The organism is Mycobacterium sp. E787 (assembly GCF_001668725.1).
In the GTDB taxonomy this organism is placed as follows: Bacteria; Actinomycetota; Actinomycetes; order Mycobacteriales; family Mycobacteriaceae; genus Mycobacterium.
This window is the reverse complement of sequence record NZ_LZKL01000119.1, coordinates 37,747-54,462: the sequence shown is the minus strand read 5'-3', so window position 1 is coordinate 54,462 and position 16,716 is coordinate 37,747. Positions and strand designations below refer to the sequence as shown.

The 16,716-nt window shown below is 69.0% G+C and carries 12 protein-coding genes, 1 pseudogene and 1 riboswitch; of the genes and pseudogenes, 12 read left to right on the top strand and 1 reads right to left on the bottom strand.

Annotation, left to right across the window (positions count from 1 at the left end; translation table 11 throughout):
* The 11 genes and pseudogenes from A5705_RS23055 to A5705_RS23005 form a co-directional block, all read left to right on the top strand.
* Positions 1-126: pseudogene (locus A5705_RS23055) on the top strand (type VII secretion protein EsxI); the annotation flags it as partial.
* A 106-nt stretch (positions 127-232) separates the two neighbouring features.
* Entirely contained in the window at positions 233-1,135 is a 903-nt protein-coding gene (locus A5705_RS23050) for an ESX secretion-associated protein EspG (protein WP_068280299.1), read from the top strand.
* A 267-nt stretch (positions 1,136-1,402) separates the two neighbouring features.
* The gene (eccD, locus tag A5705_RS23045) at positions 1,403-2,920 is read left to right on the top strand and encodes a type VII secretion integral membrane protein EccD (protein WP_067882829.1); all 1,518 of its coding nucleotides are present in this window, start codon (positions 1,403-1,405) and stop codon (positions 2,918-2,920) included.
* Positions 2,898-4,769 carry a type VII secretion-associated serine protease mycosin gene (locus A5705_RS23040; protein ID WP_068280296.1) on the top strand — a complete coding sequence of 624 codons (1,872 nt, stop codon included), beginning with the start codon at positions 2,898-2,900 and terminating at the stop codon, positions 4,767-4,769. The genes eccD and A5705_RS23040 overlap by 23 nt, the downstream gene beginning before the upstream one ends.
* Before the next feature lie 19 nt (positions 4,770-4,788).
* Positions 4,789-5,994 (top strand): type VII secretion protein EccE, encoded by a 1,206-nt coding sequence (gene eccE, locus A5705_RS23035; RefSeq protein WP_068280293.1) that lies wholly within the window; start codon positions 4,789-4,791, stop codon positions 5,992-5,994.
* A complete protein-coding gene (gene eccA / locus A5705_RS23030) occupies positions 5,991-7,823 on the top strand; it encodes a type VII secretion AAA-ATPase EccA (RefSeq protein ID WP_067882832.1) in 1,833 nt (610 codons plus the stop codon). Before eccE ends, eccA begins: the two co-directional genes overlap by 4 nt.
* A gap of 83 nt (positions 7,824-7,906) precedes the next feature.
* Positions 7,907-8,080, top strand: a riboswitch (M-box (ykoK) riboswitch).
* Between the two features lie 457 nt (positions 8,081-8,537).
* A complete protein-coding gene (locus tag A5705_RS23025; RefSeq protein WP_068280302.1) occupies positions 8,538-9,530 on the top strand; it encodes a PPE domain-containing protein in 993 nt (330 codons plus the stop codon).
* Positions 9,531-10,449: 919 nt separating this feature from the next.
* On the top strand, positions 10,450-11,760 hold the full coding sequence (locus A5705_RS23020) for a PPE family protein (protein ID WP_068280290.1): 1,311 nt from the start codon (positions 10,450-10,452) through the stop codon (positions 11,758-11,760).
* Positions 11,761-11,831: 71 nt separating this feature from the next.
* Entirely contained in the window at positions 11,832-13,235 is a 1,404-nt protein-coding gene (locus A5705_RS23015; RefSeq protein ID WP_067882834.1) for a PPE family protein, read from the top strand.
* 29 nt (positions 13,236-13,264) lie between these two features.
* Positions 13,265-13,588, top strand: a complete 324-nt coding sequence (locus tag A5705_RS23010; protein WP_067882876.1) for a DUF732 domain-containing protein — start codon at positions 13,265-13,267, stop codon at positions 13,586-13,588.
* Positions 13,589-13,714: 126 nt separating this feature from the next.
* Complete coding sequence (locus tag A5705_RS23005) at positions 13,715-14,425, top strand: MgtC/SapB family protein (RefSeq protein ID WP_068280287.1); 711 nt, start codon at positions 13,715-13,717, stop codon at positions 14,423-14,425.
* Positions 14,426-14,431: 6 nt separating this feature from the next.
* On the opposite strand, the gene A5705_RS23000 is transcribed toward A5705_RS23005, so the two are convergent.
* Positions 14,432-15,625, bottom strand: a complete 1,194-nt coding sequence (locus A5705_RS23000; protein ID WP_068280284.1) for an NAD(P)/FAD-dependent oxidoreductase — start codon at positions 15,623-15,625, stop codon at positions 14,432-14,434.
* Between the two features lie 63 nt (positions 15,626-15,688).
* Between A5705_RS23000 and A5705_RS22995 the strand changes: the two genes are divergently transcribed.
* Positions 15,689-16,633 (top strand): sterol desaturase family protein, encoded by a 945-nt coding sequence (locus A5705_RS22995; protein ID WP_068280281.1) that lies wholly within the window; start codon positions 15,689-15,691, stop codon positions 16,631-16,633.
* Positions 16,634-16,716 lie beyond the last annotated feature (83 nt).

The following is a 16,716-nucleotide window of genomic DNA, read 5'->3' as shown; positions in this document are numbered from 1 at the left end:
ATCACCCAGTTGGGTCGTAACTTCCAGGTGATTTACGAGCAGGCCAACGCCCACGGCCAGAAGGTGCAGAGCGCCGGCAGCAACATGGCGAGCACCGACAGCGCCGTCGGGTCCAGCTGGGCCTAACTCGCAACTTCAGGCGCGGCAGCACACCGATACGTGGTGTGCTGCCGCGTCCTGCGGTTTCAGTAAACTTCGACCATTTCGACCACTTCGACCGCCGAGGCTATTGATGGACCAACAGAGCACCCGCACCGACATCACCGTCAACGTCGACGGCTTCTGGATGCTCCAGGCGTTGCTCGACATCCGACACGTCGCGCCCGAATTGAGGTGCCGGCCGTTCGTCTCCACCGACTCGAGCGACTGGCTCAACGAACACCCGGGAATGGCGGTGATGCGCGAGCAGGGCATCGTCGTCGGCGACGAGGTGCACGAGCAGGTCGCCGCTCGGATGCGGGTCCTGGCTGCGCCCGACCTCGAGGTCGTCGCCCTGCTGTCGCGGGGCAAGCTGCTCTACGGCGTCGTTGACGACGAGAACCAACCGCCCGGTTCGCGCGACATCCCCGACAACGAGTTCCGGGTGGTGCTGGCCCGCCGCGGCCAGCACTGGGTGTCGGCTGTGCGGGTCGGCAGCGACATCACCGTCGACGACGTCGCCGTCGCGGACAGCGCCTCCATCGCGTCGCTGGTGCTGGACGGGCTGGAGTCGATCCACCATGCGGAGCCCGCGGCGATCAACGCGGTCAACGTCCCGCTGGAGGAGATGCTGGAAGCGACGAAGTCCTGGCAGGAGTCCGGGTTCAACGTCTTCTCGGGCGGTGATCTGCGGCGGATGGGCATCAGCGCCGCCACGGTCGCCGCGCTGGGCCAGGCGTTGTCGGATCCGGCGGCCGAGGTCGCGGTGTACGCGCGCCAGTACCGGGACGACGCCAAGGGCCCCAGCGCCTCGGTGCTGTCGTTGAAGGACGGCTCGGGTGGTCGCATCGCCCTCTACCAGCAGGCTCGCACCGCGGGTTCGGGGGAGGCGTGGCTGGCCATCTGCCCGGCGACCCCGCAACTGGTGCAGGTGGGCATCAAGACCGTGCTCGACACGCTGCCTTACGGCGAGTGGAAAACGCACAGCAGGGTCTGACATCCGCGTGAAACACAAACTTTACCAACGCTTTTGCCGACAACATGCGATCGGGATGCGAAGACGGCATACTTCTCTAGAATCATCAGCAAATCTTCAAAGCAGTGTCACCACAACTCCTTAGCGCAAGGCGAGGCAGATGAAATCCGAATTAGTCGAGCTGTACCTCTCCGGGGGCCGCAGCGCCGCGGCGAGTGAAGCGACCGGGGCGCCCGCGCATCTGGCGACACGGGGTTACACATTCACCATGGCAGGGGGTGCTGGGCGATGACCGCAGTAGGAGTAGCTGACGCCCTACAGGCAGACATTGAGGGAATCTCACAGCCTCGGGCGGTAGTCGTCGGCATCATGGCCGGCGAGGGCGTCCAGATCGGCGTCCTGCTGGACGCCAACGCCCCTGTGTCGGTGATGACCGACCCGCTGCTGAAGGTGGTCAACAGCCGGCTCCGCGAGCTGGGCGAGACCCCGCTGGAGGCCACCGGTCGCGGCCGGTGGGCGCTGTGCCTGGTCGACGGCACCCCCCTGCGGGCCACCCAGTCGCTGACCGAGCAGGACGTCTACGACGGCGACCGGTTGTGGATCCGGTTCCTGCCGGACACCGAGCACCGGTCGCAGGTCATCGAGCACATCTCGACCGCCGTCTCGGCAAACCTCAGCAAGCGCTTCGCCGCGATCGACCCGACGGTTGCGGTGCAGGTCGGCGCGTCGATGGTGGCGATCGGCGTCACCGCGGCGTCGGGCCTGCTGGGTTGGTGGCGCTGGCACCACAACTCGTGGCTGCCCACCGCCTACTCCGCGGTCATCGCCGCCGTCGTGTTGACGGTCGCCATCATGCTGGCGATGCGGGCGAAGACCACCTCGGACCGGCTGGTCGCCGACATCATGCTGCTGAGCGGCCTCGCGCCGCTGACGGTGGCCGCGGCCTCGGCGCCGCCGGGCGGCGTCGGCTCCCCGCAGGCGGTGCTGGGCTTCGGCGTGCTCGCGGTCGCCGCGGCGCTGACCCTGCGCTTCACCGGCCGGCGGCTGGCCATCTACACCGCGATCGTCACTATCAGCGCGGTGGCGGCCGTCGCCAGCCTGGCGCGGATGGTGGCGAACACCAGCGCCGTCACCAACTTCACCTGCGTGGTGCTGGTCTGCGTGCTGGCCTACCAGGCCGCCCCGGCGATGTCCCGCCGGCTCGCCGGCATTCGGCTGCCCGTCTTCCCGTCGGCCACCAGCCGCTGGGTGTTCGAGGCGCGACCCGACCTGCCCACCACGGTGGTGCGCCCCGACGGCGGAGCTCCGGTCCTGGAGGGCCCCGCGTCGGTCCGCGACGTGGTGCTGCAGGCCGAGCGCGCCCGCTCGTTCCTGACGGGTCTGCTGCTCGGGCTCGGCGTGCTGATGGTGGTCTCGCTGACCGCGCTGTCGGATCCGCACACCTTCCAGCGCTGGCTGCCGCTCTTGCTGGCCGGTTTCTGCGCCGGCTTCCTGATGCTGCGCGGCCGCTCGTACGTCGATCGCTGGCAGGCCATCACCCTTGCCGCGACGGCGGTGCTGATCGTCGCCGCGGTGGTGGTGCGCTACGCGCTCGGGTTGCAGTCGCCGCTGGCGGTGTCGATCAGCGTGGCGATCCTGGTGCTGCTGCCGGCGCTGGGCATGACGGCCGCGGCGGTGGTGCCCAACACCATCTACAGCCCGCTGTTCCGCAAGCTGGTGGAATACGTCGAGTACCTGTGCCTGATGCCGATCTTCCCGTTGGCATTGTGGCTGATGAATGTCTATGCCGCGATCCGTTACCGCTAAGAGCAGGGCGTGGCGCGGTCGCGCATCGCGCGCGACCGTCGCCGCGCTCCTGCTCACTTCCGGTGCACTGGCCGGTTTGCCACCCGCGTCCGCGATCTCCCCGCCGACGGTTGATCCGGGCGCGGTGCCGCCGGACGGCCCGCCGGGACCGCCGGCGCCGATGAAGCAGAACTCCTACTGCACCGAGGTCGGGGTGCTGCCGGGCACCGACTTCCGGTTGCAGCCGAAGTACATGGACATGCTCAACCTGCAGGAGGCCTGGCAATTCGGGCGCGGGGCCGGGCAGAAGGTCGCCGTCATCGACACCGGTGTGACGCCGCACCCGCGGTTTCCGCACCTCATTCCCGGCGGTGACTACATCATGTCCGGCGACGGCCTGTCGGACTGCGACGCGCACGGCACCATCGTGGCGTCCATGATCGGCGCGGCCCCGGCCAACGGCGCGACGGCGCCGCCCGCGGCGCCGCGCAAGCCGGTCACCATCCCCACCACGGAGCCGCCCCCCAAAGCCCCGCCGCCGCAGACGGTGACCCTGTCGCCGCTGCCTCAGACGGTGACGATGGTGCCCCCGCCGCCCCAGTCGGAGGCGCCGGCTCCCGGACCCTTCGGGGGACCCCCTCCGCCGCCGGCACCCGCGGGCCCCCCCGCACCGGCGGGGCCGCCGGCACCGGCCGGAGCTGCGCCGGGACCCGGTCAGGCGCCGGCCGCCAACCACGGCGGCGGGACGGTGACCATACCCGGCTATTCCGGCGGCCGCCAGGTGATCGGCGTCGACAACCCGGTCAACCGGACCGGACCGCGTCCACTCGACCCGCCCAAACCGCCGCCACCCCCGGCACCGCCCCCGGGAGCGCCGTCTTCGCAGGCCCCCGACGCCTACAGCGGAATCGCCCCGGACGTCGACATCATCGCGATCCGGCAGTCCAGCCAGGCTTTCGGCCTCAAGGACGCCTACACCGGTGACGAGGACCCGCAGACGCGGGCGAAGGTCGATGACGTCGAGACCATGGCGCGGGCGATCGTGCACGCCGCGAACCTGGGCGCCACGGTCATCAACATCTCCGACGTCACCTGCATGAGCGCGCGCAACATCATCGACCAGCGCACGCTGGGCGCCGCCGTGCGCTATGCGGCCGTCGACAAGAACGTCGTCATCGTGGCCGCGGCCGGCGACACCAGCAAAAAGGACTGCAAGCAGAACCCCGCGTTCGATCCCATGCAGCCCAAGGACCCCCGCGACTGGAGCGGCGTCACCACGGTGGTGACACCCTCCTGGTACAGCGACTACGTGCTGACCGTCGGGGCGGTCGACACCGAAGGCCGTCCGCTCACCCAGGGCGGCGGGCAGGGGTCGACGAGCGTGGCGGGACCGTGGGTCGGAATCGCCGCGCCCGGCACCGACGTCATCGGGCTCTCGCCCCGCGACGACGGCCTGATCAACGCCATCGACGGCCCCGACAACACGCTCCTGGTTCCCGCCGGCACCAGCTTCTCGACGGCCATCGTGTCCGGCGTGGCGGCCCTCGTGCGAGCCAAGTACCCGCAGCTGTCGGCGTACCAGGTGATCAATCGCCTGGAGCGCACCGCCAGGGCGCCGGCGCGCGGGGTGGACAACCAGGTCGGATACGGCGTGGTCGACCCGGTCGCGGCGCTGACCTGGGACGTCCCGGACGGTCCGGCAAAGCCGCCGCAGCAACTGTCGGCACCCCTGAACATTCCGAAACCGGCCCCGGACCGCGATATGGTGCCAGTATGGGTCGCAGCCGGAGGGTTGTTCGCGGCCTTGCTGATCGGCGGCGCCGTGTTCGGTATAGCGGTGTTCATCAAGCGAACACGAAAGCAGCAATGAGGTCGGAGCAGCAAAAGTAATGAAGGCGCAGCGCAGTTTTGGACTGTCTTTGTCGTGGCCGCGGGTCACCGCGGTGTTTCTGGTCGACATCCTGATCCTGTTGGTGGCCAGCCACTGCCCGGCCTCCTGGCAGGGCGAGCACCACATCGCGTTCTGGGTGGGTGTCGGGCTGGCGTCGTTGGTGACGCTGCTGTCGCTGGTCACCCACCACGGGCTGACGGTGACCTCCGGGCTGGCCACCTGGCTGTGGGACTGGTCCGCCGACCCTGGCACGGCGCTGACGGCGGGATGCACGCCCGCGATCGACCACCAGCGCCGGTACGGGCGCGACAAGGTCGGCGTGCGCCAGTACGAAGGCCAGCTGGTGAGCGTGATCGCGATCGACGGCGGGGATGAGGACGCCTCCGGGCGCCACCGGCACCGGACGACGGCGGCCACCCTGCCTGTGCATGCCGTCGCTGACGGACTGCGGCAGTTCGACATTCACCTCGACGGCATCGACATCGTCTCGATGAAGGTCCGCCGCGGCGGCCCCGAGGGCCGAGCCGCCGAGAAGTCCAAGCTGGACGACTGGGGGCCGGAGGAATGGGGGGTGGTGAGCGACGAGCCCACCTCCTACGTGCGCCGCACCTGGCTGGTGCTGCGGATGAACCCGCAACGCAACGTTGCCGCCGTCGCGGCCCGCGATTCGCTCGCGTCGACGCTGGCGGCGGCCACCGAGCGGCTCGCCCAGGATCTCGACGGCCAGACGTGCGTGGCCAAGCCGTTGACCGCCGAACAGCTCGCCGAGGTCGACAGCGCCGTGCTGGCCGACCTGGAGCCGACCTGGAGCCGTCCCGGTTGGCGGTACCTCAAGCACTTCAACGGGTTCGCCACCAGCTTCTGGTTGACGCCGTCGGACATCAGCACCCAGACCCTCGAGGATTTGTTGGTGCCCGACGTGGCGGCCGCCGTGATCACGATCCGGCTCGACACCAGCGGCGGCCGGCCTCAGCTGGCGGCGTGGGTGCGCTACCACAGCGAAAGCCGGCTCCCCCGAAAGGATTCGTCGGGACTCAACCGGCTCACCGGCCGCCAGCTGGCCGCGGTGCGCGCCAGCCTGCCGGCGCCGACGGCTCGCCCCCTGCTGGTCGTGCCCAGCCGTCCGTTGCTCGATGACGAGGATCTGGTGCTGCCGGTCGGTCAGGTCAGGGAGAGCGCAGCGAGCGTGCCTGCAGCGCAATGACGCGGCCTCAATCCACCGCCGAAGACGCCCGTAATGCGATGGTCGCCGGACTTCTGGCGTCCGGAATCTCGGTCAACGGGCTGCAGCCCAGCCACAACCCGCAGGTCGCCGCGCAGATGTTCAACACGGCGACCACGCTCGACCCGGGCATGTGCGATGCCTGGCTGGCGCGGATGCTGGCGGGGGAGCAGAGCCTCGACGTGCTGGCCGGCGCGTGGGCGTCGGTCAGGACGTTCGGCTGGGAGACCCGCCGCCTCGGCGTCACCGACCTGCAGTTCCGGCCGGAGGTTTCCGACGGGCTGTTCCTGCGCCTCGCCGTCACCAGCGTGGAGTCGCTGGCGTGCGCTTATGCCGCCGTCCTCGCCGAGGCCAAGCGGTACGAGGAGGCGGCCAAGCTGCTCGACGGCGTCGAGCCCCGTCATCCGTTCGACGAGGAAGTGGTCAACTACGTGCGGGGCGTGCTGTACTTCCGCACCGGGCGTTGGCCGGACGTGCTCGCCCAGTTCCCCGAGGGCAAGACCTGGCGGCACCCCGAACTGAAGGCCGCCGGCGCCGCGATGGCGACGACCGCGCTGGCGTCCCTGGGTGTCTTCGAGGAGGCCTTCCGGCGCGGCGAGGCCGCCGTCGAGGGTGACCGGGTCCCGGGGGCGGCCAACATCGCGCTGTACACGCAGGGCATGTGCCTGCGGCACGTGGGCCGTGAGGAGGAGGCCGTCGAGCTGTTGCGCCGGGTCTACTCGCGGGATCCGAAGTTCGCCCCGGCCCGCGAAGCGCTGGACAACCCGAACTACCGGCTGATACTGACCGACCCGGAGACGATCGAGGCCCGCACCGACCCGTGGGATCCGGACAGCGCGCCCACCCGCGCCCAGACGGAGGCGGCCCGCCACGCGCAGGAGGCCGCCAAGTACCTGGCCGAAGGCGACGCCGAGCTCAACGCGATGTTGGGCATGGAACGGGCCAAGCGGGAAATCAAGCTCATCAAGTCCACCACCAAGGTGAACCTGGCCCGAGAGAAGATGGGCCTCCCGGTGCCGGTGACCTCGCGCCACACCCTGCTGCTCGGGCCGCCCGGGACGGGCAAGACGTCGGTGGCGCGCGCGTTCGCCAAGCAGCTGTGTGGGCTCACGGTGTTGCGCAAGCCGGTGGTGGTGGAGACGAGCCGCACCAAGCTGTTGGGCCGGTACATGGCCGACGCCGAAAAGAACACCGAGGAAATGCTCGAGGGCGCGCTGGGTGGGGCGGTGTTCTTCGACGAGATGCACACCCTGCACGAGACCGGGTACCACCAGGGCGACCCCTACGGCAACGCGATCATCAACACCCTGCTGCTGTATATGGAGAACCATCGCGACGAGTTGGTGGTCTTCGGCGCCGGCTATGCCAAGGCCATGGACAAGATGCTGGAGGTGAATCAGGGTCTGCGGCGGCGCTTTTCGACCGTGATCGAGTTCTTCAGCTACACACCGGACGAGCTGCTGGCGCTCACCAAGCTGATGGCACGCGACAACGAGGACATCGTCGCCGACTCCGAGGTTGAGGTGTTGTTGCCGTCGTACACCAAGTTCTATCTCGACGAGAGCTATTCGGAAGACGGGGACCTGATCCGCGGCATCGACACGCTCGGCAACGCCGGCTTCGTTCGCAACGTGGTGGAAAAGGCCCGCGATCACCGGAGCTTCCGCCTGGACGACGAGGACTTGGACGCGGTGCTGGCCAGCGATCTGACCGAGTTCAGCGAGGCGCAACTGCTCCGGTTCAAGGAACTGACCCGCGATGACCTTGCCGAGGGACTCAAGGCCGCGGTGGCCGAAAAGAAGTCGGGATAGCTCGGCGCCGACCTGCTATCCGTCGCAAGCGGGTGGCAGCCCGACTTGATTGGTCCGGGCCCGCGGTGCCACCATGGCCTCTGCAAGCACCTCGCTAGGTGAGGCGTCTGCACGGACACAGGCCACTGACCTCGAACGTCGAAAGACGCCCAGGGTCAGGACAGCTCCTCCCGGATTAAGGGTTGAGCCCAAGTGGCTTCCGGCGCTACCGAGCCGGATACGCCGTGTGGTGCCAAAGCTCTGACGAGAGGTGTGCGGTGTCGGGGTGTTCTGCCCTGGCGCTCCTCCCCGTGTGCATGCTGCGCGCAATGCGCTTGCCGGACAAGGGTATTGCAAGGCATTCAAGGCATCCCCGTGTGCCACAGCCGTGAGGAGGTGAGAGCGAAATGAGTCCCGACGACAGTCCGTATACCAGATCGACCATTTCGTTTCGATCCGACCCCGGCTCCTTTTCAGTCTGAACGGCTCGCCCTTACCGGCCGCTTCCGCGTGAATTCGCCTCGGGGACCGCGGCTTTGGCGTGGGCAAAAGCGCGCCAGCACTGCCTGGTTGACCCGGGATCGGCCCTTCCGTGAGGAGAAGTCCGATGCCATTTGTCATTGCGCGCCCACAGGCGCCGGCCCGGGCTGACACGCTATCAGCCTGGGCCGCAACACGATTCGACACTCCCGCCGCCTGCCGATGCGCGGCCGCGAGAAAGACAGGAGGCCGACGATGACCGCGGCACTGGACTTCGCGACGCTTCCCCCCGAAGTGAACTCCGGCCGGATGTATTCCGGGGCGGGTTCGGGCCCGATGCTGGCAGCCGCTTCGGGCTGGCACGCGCTGGCCGCCGAAATGCGCGCCACCGCAGCCTCTTACGGGTCGGTGCTGTCGGCGGCGATTGCGGCGACCGAGGCCCAGTACGCCGAGATGTGGGCCCAGGACGCCGCGGCGATGTACTCCTACGCCGCCTCCTCGGCTGCCGCCGCGCAACTGAGCCCGTTCACCGACCCGCAGGCGGCCACCAGCCCCGGTGGCCTCACCGCCCAGTCCGCCGCGGTGGCCCGGGCCGTCGCCACCCCGGCCGGGACCCAGCAGAACGCCCTGGCCCAGCTGATGTCGGCGCTGCCGAGCGCACTGCAGGGGCTGTCCTCGCCGGTGTCGTCGTCGCCGGCGACGGAGGTGGTGGGCCTGCTGACCGGGTCCGGTTCGGGATCGTCGGTGCTGGACGGCCTTTGGGCGCAATGGGGTCCCGACGCCAACCTGTGGAACACCGTCTTCTCGTCGGGGTTCTACATGCCCAGCAACACCATGGCCCCGTTCCTGGGGCTGCTGAGCGGGCAGGGTGCGGGTAACGCGGTCGGCGATGCCGCAGGCCAGGCGGCCAGCGGGGCGCTCGGCGAAGCCATGGCCGGCCCGGTAGGCGGCGGCGGTGGTCTCGGCAACGCCGTCTCGGCCGGCGTCGGCCGCGCCCCGATGATCGGCGCGATGTCGGTGCCGCCGAGCTGGACGGCGCCGGCACCGCTGGCCGGCCCGCTGGCTTCTGCGCTGGGGGGCACGCCCATGGTGCCGCTCCCCGCCATGCCGATCGGGGCCGCGGGCGCCCAGCCGTACGGGCGGGCCGCCCCGCAGTACGGCTTCCGGCCGACCTTCGTCGCGCGGCCGCGGGCCGCGGGTAGGGCGGGCACTGTATGCGGCCTCACAGCGGGCGCGTCGGCGGAATGAGCGTTCCGCAACCTCGCGGAAACGCTTCGGACGCCGCCTCTTCGTCCGATCGGCGCCGGTGAGGACAAAAAAGGCCCGCGCCCTCCTCACAGAAAATCCCCAGCAGCTAATCAGCGGTGTGGAAGGTATCGATGCGTACGCTAGGTGAAATTCAGGGGAGCACCGCATGACGATCAGCTATCGAGTTGGCGACGGCCACGCCGCCAACGCTACGGTCCCGGCCCGGCCGGCCGGCGGCTCGGTGGCGGGCAAAAGGGGCAGGCCGCCGCCAGCAACATGCAACGGCATCGAGTAGCGCGAGCTCTAGCCGAGCGCAAGGGCTTTTGGACGCAATTTCTGGTGGTGCATCAGCCAACACATGAGTCACATATTGGCGAACTCAAATAAACGCCCGCGGCGCGTAATAGCGCGCTCCCGGCATTAAGACATTTCGAGACTCGCGCCTTTATGCCGAAATGGTTATCCGCGCCTTTAACCAGCTTCGCTGGTCGTCATTCTGCCGCAAGGCGATTCGCAAGTTATCAGAGCTTTCTGTCTAGTTGCTGAAAAGACGCTGTATATCGTCTCTACGCCCTCTTACGGTCCAGGTCTGTATTAGCTGTCCGGCAGCGCACTCACAGCGAAAGACGACATCTGCCACGCGTTATTTACGTTAGCCTTACATCGCGGGAACATGCGACGAATATTTTCCGATCACGATGAGATCAATTGCGGGCAGCGGGGCCCAAATGGCTGGTCGTCGCGCGATCGGCTGCATTTGCCGGGCAACGAAATGGGACTGGGTTTCTTCGAACAAGTGAATCAATCCATGGATTCAACGCCGGATTCCATGGATTCCATTTGAGCTACGGCTCGATTGCGGCCGCGGCTAACGGCCCGCGCCTACCATGGCGGCCACTTAGGGGACCGGAGGGAATAGATGTTCGATTTCGGGGCGCTACCGCCGGAGGTCAACTCCGGCCGGATGTATGTCGGCGCCGGGGCGGGGCCGATGCTCGCAGCCGCGGCGGCCTGGGACGAGTTGGCGACGGAGTTGCAGTCGACGGCCGCCGCGTACGGGTCCACCATCGAAACCCTGGCGGCGGGGCCCTGGACAGGGCCGTCGTCGATCGCGATGGCGGCGGCGGCCGGCCCGTACGTGGCGTGGATGAGTGCGACGGGCGCTCAGGCCGAAGAGGCGGCCACCCAGGCCAAGATCGCGGCCGGCGCCTACGAGACGGCGTTCGCCGCCACGGTGCCCCCGCCGGTGATCGCGGCCAACCGCGCCCTGCTCATGGCGCTGATCGCCACCAACTTCCTGGGTCAGAACACCCCGGCGATCGCGGCCACCGAAGCGCAGTACGCCGAGATGTGGGCCCAGGACGCCGCCGCGATGTACGCCTACGCGGCCTCGTCGGCCACCGCGTCACAGCTCACCCCGTTCACCGAGCCGCCGCAGACCACCGGCAGCGCCGCACCGGCCGCCCAAGCGGCCGCGGTCTCTCAATCCACCAGCACGCCGGCGGCGTCGATTGGCACGCAGCTGTCCCAATTCATCACCTATGTGCCGACTTTCCTGCAAAACCTTGCGACGACCGTCACGTCGCCAACGGCCCCGACGGCGACGACCGGAAACCTGCTGTCGGGCCTGAGCCTGCCGCAGTTGACAACCCTGCCGACGTTGCCGACCGGCCTCTCGGGCGACCTGACCGCCTGGAACAACATCATGAGCACCATCGCCTCCGGGCCCTACTCCCTGCAGGGCTTGGCCTCGATACCCGGCGGCCCGTTCCTGTCCTTCGGGCAGGCGTACGCATGGGGCCAGAACGGGCAGGGTGCCGCCGCTTACCTTGCCGGTCCCAAGGCCATCAGCGGGGCGCTGGCGCCGCTGACCCAGGGGGCCAGCGCCGTGAAGCCCATGCTCAGCTCGGCCGTCGGCGGCTCGATGGGCAAGGCCGCCCTGGTCGGGGGGATGTCGGTGCCGCAGGGCTGGACCGAGGCCGCCCCGGCGATCAGGACACTGGCGTCGGTCTTGCCGACGAACCTCGCTGCCGCGCCGGCGGCCTCGCTCACGGGCGAGGAGGGGGTCTTCGGCCAGATGGCGCTCTCGAGCCTGGCCGGTCGCGCCGTCGGGGCCGCCGCGTTCCAGTCCGGGGGCAGCGGTAGTGCTGCGCTCGGCTCACTGGGCGGTGTCATCGAGGCCGACCCCGCCGCGGCCACGATCATCGTCATTCCGGTGCTAGAGGAGTGACGGCAGTGACGGGAACCAACCCAGCAGCACCGTCCACTCGGGCGCAGACGAGCAGGCAAGGGGTATAGACGATGTTTTACGGAGCTTTTCCGCCGGAGTTCAACTCGGGCCGGATGTACGCCGGCCCGGGAGCGGGGTCGCTGCGAGCGGCCGCCGCGGCCTGGGATGGGCTGGCGAGCGAATTGCAGTCCACCGTGTCCTCGTATTCTTCGGTGGTCGACAGCCTGACCAGCGGATCGTGGGTGGGTCCGTCATCGGTCAACATGGTCGCCGCGGTCACGCCGTACCTGGCCTGGATGCAGGGCACAGCGGCGCAGGCCGCCGAAGCTGCGACCCGGGCCACCGCCGCCGCAACCGCCTACGAGACGGCCTTCGCCGCGCACGTGCCGCCGGCGGAGATCGCTGCCAACCGCAGCCAACTGGCGTCGCTCGTGGCAACCAACGTCTTCGGACAGAACACCCCGGCGATCGCCGCGACCGAAATTCAATACGCCGAGATGTGGGCGCAAGACGCCGTGGCGATGGACAACTACCTCGTTTCGTCGGCGACCGCGTCCAACGTGACGCCGTTCAACCAGCCGCCGCAGACGACCAACACAGCGGGCACGGCGGCGCAAGCGGCCGCGGTGACCCAAGCCGCCGCCACCCCGGCGGGGACCGTAGGGAACCTCTTGTCGGAAGCGGCTAACCCGCTCACCAGCACCAACCCGATTCTGCAGGGGCTGTCGAACCTCGCCACCGACTACACGGACACCATGAACGGGCTGTTGAACTCGTTGTTCGGATCTGGCGCGGGCACCCTCTACGGCAACCTCTACAACGCCATCAAGGTCCCGCTCAGCTTCACCACGGGATTCAACGACATCGGGTTGCTGATCAACTTCCCGGTGTCGCAGTTTCTGAAGTTCGCGCCGCCGGTTGGATACGGGGCGCTCCCGAAGGACGCGCTTGGGGCGGGGCTGGGGGCGCTGGGCTTCGGCCGCGGGACCCTGTACAACGCCGTGTCGGCGGGCATGGGCAACGCCGGCACGCTGGTCGGCAAGTTGTCGGTCCCGCCCAGCTGGGCCACGGCCACCCCGGCCGTCAGGACGGTAGCGGCGGCGCTGTCGGCCGCCGGGCCCGACGCGGTGCCCGCCGCCGCGCTCGGGGCGGGCGGTCTGCTCAGTTCGATGTCCGTCGCGGGAATGCTGGGCAGCGCCCTGGGCGCCGGGGGCCCCGACGCCTTGCGCGGCGCCGGGGTGCGCGGCCGCGTCAAACCGATCAAAGACCTCAAGGACGCGGCGTCGCCCGAGAAGCTCAAGCGCCTGGTGGCACAGATTTCGGAAAAACCCGAAAGCGTGCAGCACCACAACGTCGATCAGGAGGGCCTCGACGCCCTGCTCGAGCAGCTGGCGAAGAAGCCCGGCATCCACGCCGTGCACCTGCGAAAGGGCGACAAGCCGCAGGTCGTGCCCTCAGACGCGCAAATAGGTTAGGCCGCAACGACATTGGGAGAGTGATGAGCATGAGACTGCTACTGGCAGCCATTGGCGCCGCGGCCGCGATCGGCTTCGCCGCGCCCGCGTATGCCGATCCGCCCCCTCCGCCGCAAGGAGACGACGGGGGATTCCTCGCCGCTCTGCAGCAGGTCGGCATCCACTATTCCAGCCCGGACGCCGCGGTCACGTCCGGCAAGGCCGTGTGCACCTGCCTCAACAACGGTGAATCGGGTCTCGAACTTGTCCACGACGTCAAGACCCACAATCCCGGAATGGACATGGAGAACGCGTCCAACTTCGCGATGATCGCGGCGAAGTTTTACTGCCCCCACCAACTCTCCAAGTCGTAGCGCAACCGGCGGTTTCCTGGAGGTGGCCGCCGGACAACCGGATCGGCTGCGGTCCACCTGCCGTTCACCTGCGAGTGCTTAGCTGCCGCCGACCAGCGCGGCGAGCGGGGGAAGGAGTGCGGTCTCATGCAGACGCTGAGCGTCGCCGATTTCGCCCTCCGCCTGGCCGTCGGGGTGGGCTGCGGCGCCTTGATCGGGCTGGAGCGGCAATGGCGGGCCCGGCGAGCCGGCCTGCGCACCAACGCGCTGGTCGCGGCCGGGGCGACCCTGTTCGTGCTGTACGCCGTCGCCACCGAGGACACCAGCCCGACGCGCGTCGCGTCGTATGTGGTGTCCGGCATCGGTTTTCTCGGCGGCGGGGTGATCCTGCGCGAGGGCGTCAACGTCCGCGGGCTCAACACCGCGGCCACCCTGTGGTGCTCGGCTGCGATCGGCGTGCTGGCCGCGTCGGGACACCTCGTCTTCACGCTGATCGGGACCGGCACCGTCATCGCCATCCACCTGTTCGGCCGCCCGCTCGGCCGGCTGATCGACCGCGACAACACCGACGACGAGGACGAGAGCCTGCAGCCCTTCCTGGTGCAGGTGGTCTGCCGCCCCAAAACGGAGAAGCACGCCCGCGCGCAGATCGTGCAGCACGCCAGCGGCAACGACATGACGCTGCGCGGCATCCACACCGGGCCGGCCGACGACGACGACGAGATCACGCTGACGGCACATCTGCTCATGGACGGCCACACCCCGGCGAAACTCGAGCGCCTGGTGGCCGAGCTGTCGCTGCAGCCGGGTGTGCGCGCGGTGCACTGGTACGCCGGCGACCAGGTGCAGTCCGACTGATCCCGATCAGGGGCGGTTTTGCAACTCCGGCGCGGCTGCCGCCAGCAGCTCCGCGCGTCTGCGGGTCAGCGGCGGGTAGATCCGGCGGGTGTTGATGGTCTGCTTGGTGGCCTTGGCCTCCGCTCCCGTCGAGACCACCGCCCGATCCCACCCTTCGGTGTAGACGGCACCGGCCGGGCCGAGATCGAGAACCGTGACGTACCAAGGAATTCGGAGGGCCAGCATCGGCTCGTCGAGCAGGTCGCTGATGACGTTGTACCCGGCATAGCGGCCCATCGGGCGCCCGTGCTGGCACGACATCACCGACAGGTGCTCGTCGTCCATGCGCGCCGCGGCGACGTCGCCCGCGGCGAACACCGACGGCACCCCGACGACCCGCAGGTAATCGTCGACCCGCACCCGGCCCAGCCGGTCACGCGGCACGGGGAGCTGCTCGGTCAGCGCGCTGGCCCGCATGCCGGCGCACCACACCACCGTGTGCGCCTCCAGCCGTTCGCCCGAGGACAGCGACACACCGCGCCGGGTGACCTCCGTGACGCCGACGGCCGTCCTGGTCTCGACGCCGTTTGCCGTCAAGGCCCGTTCGATCACCGGGCGCGCCGAGGAGCCCATGTCGGAGCCCACCGCGGGGTTGCGGTCGATCATGACCACGCGGGGGGTGACGGTGCCGAACGAGTCGCGCAGCCGCGCCGGCAATTCGCAGGCCACCTCGACGCCGGTCAGGCCGGCCCCGACCACGACGACGGTGGCGGCCGCCGGCGTCGGCGCCTCCGCGGCGAGCTCGCGCAGGTGCCGCCGCAGCGCGAGCGCGCCGTCGTGGGTGTCGACGTCGAAGCCGAACTCCCGCAGCCCCGGTATGTCGGGCTTGACCACGCGGCTGCCCGCCGCCAGCACCAGCCGGTCGTAGCCAAACGTCGCACCGCTCGACGTGGTCACCGTGCGGGCGCCGGTGTCGATGGCGGTCACCTCGGCGGTGACATGCGCGACGCCCACGGGATCGAGCAGGTCCGCGAGCGGGATGCGGCAGGCGCTCAGATCGGCCTCGTAGTTGCGCACCCGGATGTCGTGGAAGGGTTGCGGGCTCAGCACGGTGATGTCCACCGTGCCGGCCGGCACCGCGAGCTCGTCGAGCCGCCGTGCGGCGCCGAGTGCGGCCCACAGTCCCGCAAACCCCGAGCCCACTACCACCACAGCGGTCAAGTGCTCAACACCTCATTGGTACGCGCCGTTACCGGCGTTGGCCGATGGTCGTAATCTATCCGTGTGAATGCCGTCCTCGGGTTCTGGTTCGGGCTGCCCCCGCAGATGCGGGACCCCGTGCTGTTCGCCGTTCCGTTCTTTCTGTTGATGCTGACCCTCGAATGGACGGCGGCGCGCAAGCTGGAGCGCCTCGAGGCCTCGGCTGCCTATCCGGCGCGGCACGCGTCGGGCGCCTACCTGGCCCGCGACGCCGTGGCCAGCCTGTCGATGGGCCTGGTTTCGGTCGCCACCTCGGCCGGCTGGAAGGCCCTGGCCCTGTTCGGCTACGCCGGCATCTATGCCTACCTCGCGCCGTGGCACCTGGCGGCAAACCGGTGGTACACCTGGGTGATCGCGATCCTCGGCGTCGACCTGCTGTGGTACACCTACCACCGGATCGCGCACCGGGTGCGGCTGATCTGGGCGACGCACCAGGCCCACCACTCCAGCGAATACTTCAACTTCGCCACCGCGCTGCGCCAGAAGTGGAACAACAGCGGCGAGATCCTGATGTGGATTCCGTTGCCGCTCTTGGGCCTTCCCCCGTGGATGGTGTTTTTCAGTTGGTCGCTGAACCTGATCTACCAATTCTGGGTGCACACCGAGCGCATCGACAAGTTGCCGCGGCCCTTCGAGTTCATCCTCAACACCCCGTCGCACCACCGCGTGCACCACGGCATGGACCAGTTGTATCTCGACAAGAACTACGGCGGCGTCCTGATCATCTGGGATCGCCTGTTCGGCACCTTCCAGGCCGAGCTGTTCCGCCCGCACTACGGCCTCACCAAGCGGGTCGACACGTTCAACATCTGGACGCTGCAGACCCGCGAATACGTCGCGATCGCCCGCGACTGGCGATCGGCGAACCGGCTGCGGGACCGGCTCGGCTACGTCTTCGGGCCGCCGGGGTGGCTACCGCGCGCGGCGGGCCGGTCCGCCGATGCCGTCCCGATGGTCACGCCGGGGTAACGCCAGCGCCGTCACGTGCGAAAAGATCAACAAGGGGTGAGACTGAGTCGTAACGTCACCCTTCGGGTCGGTCTTTTCGCGGA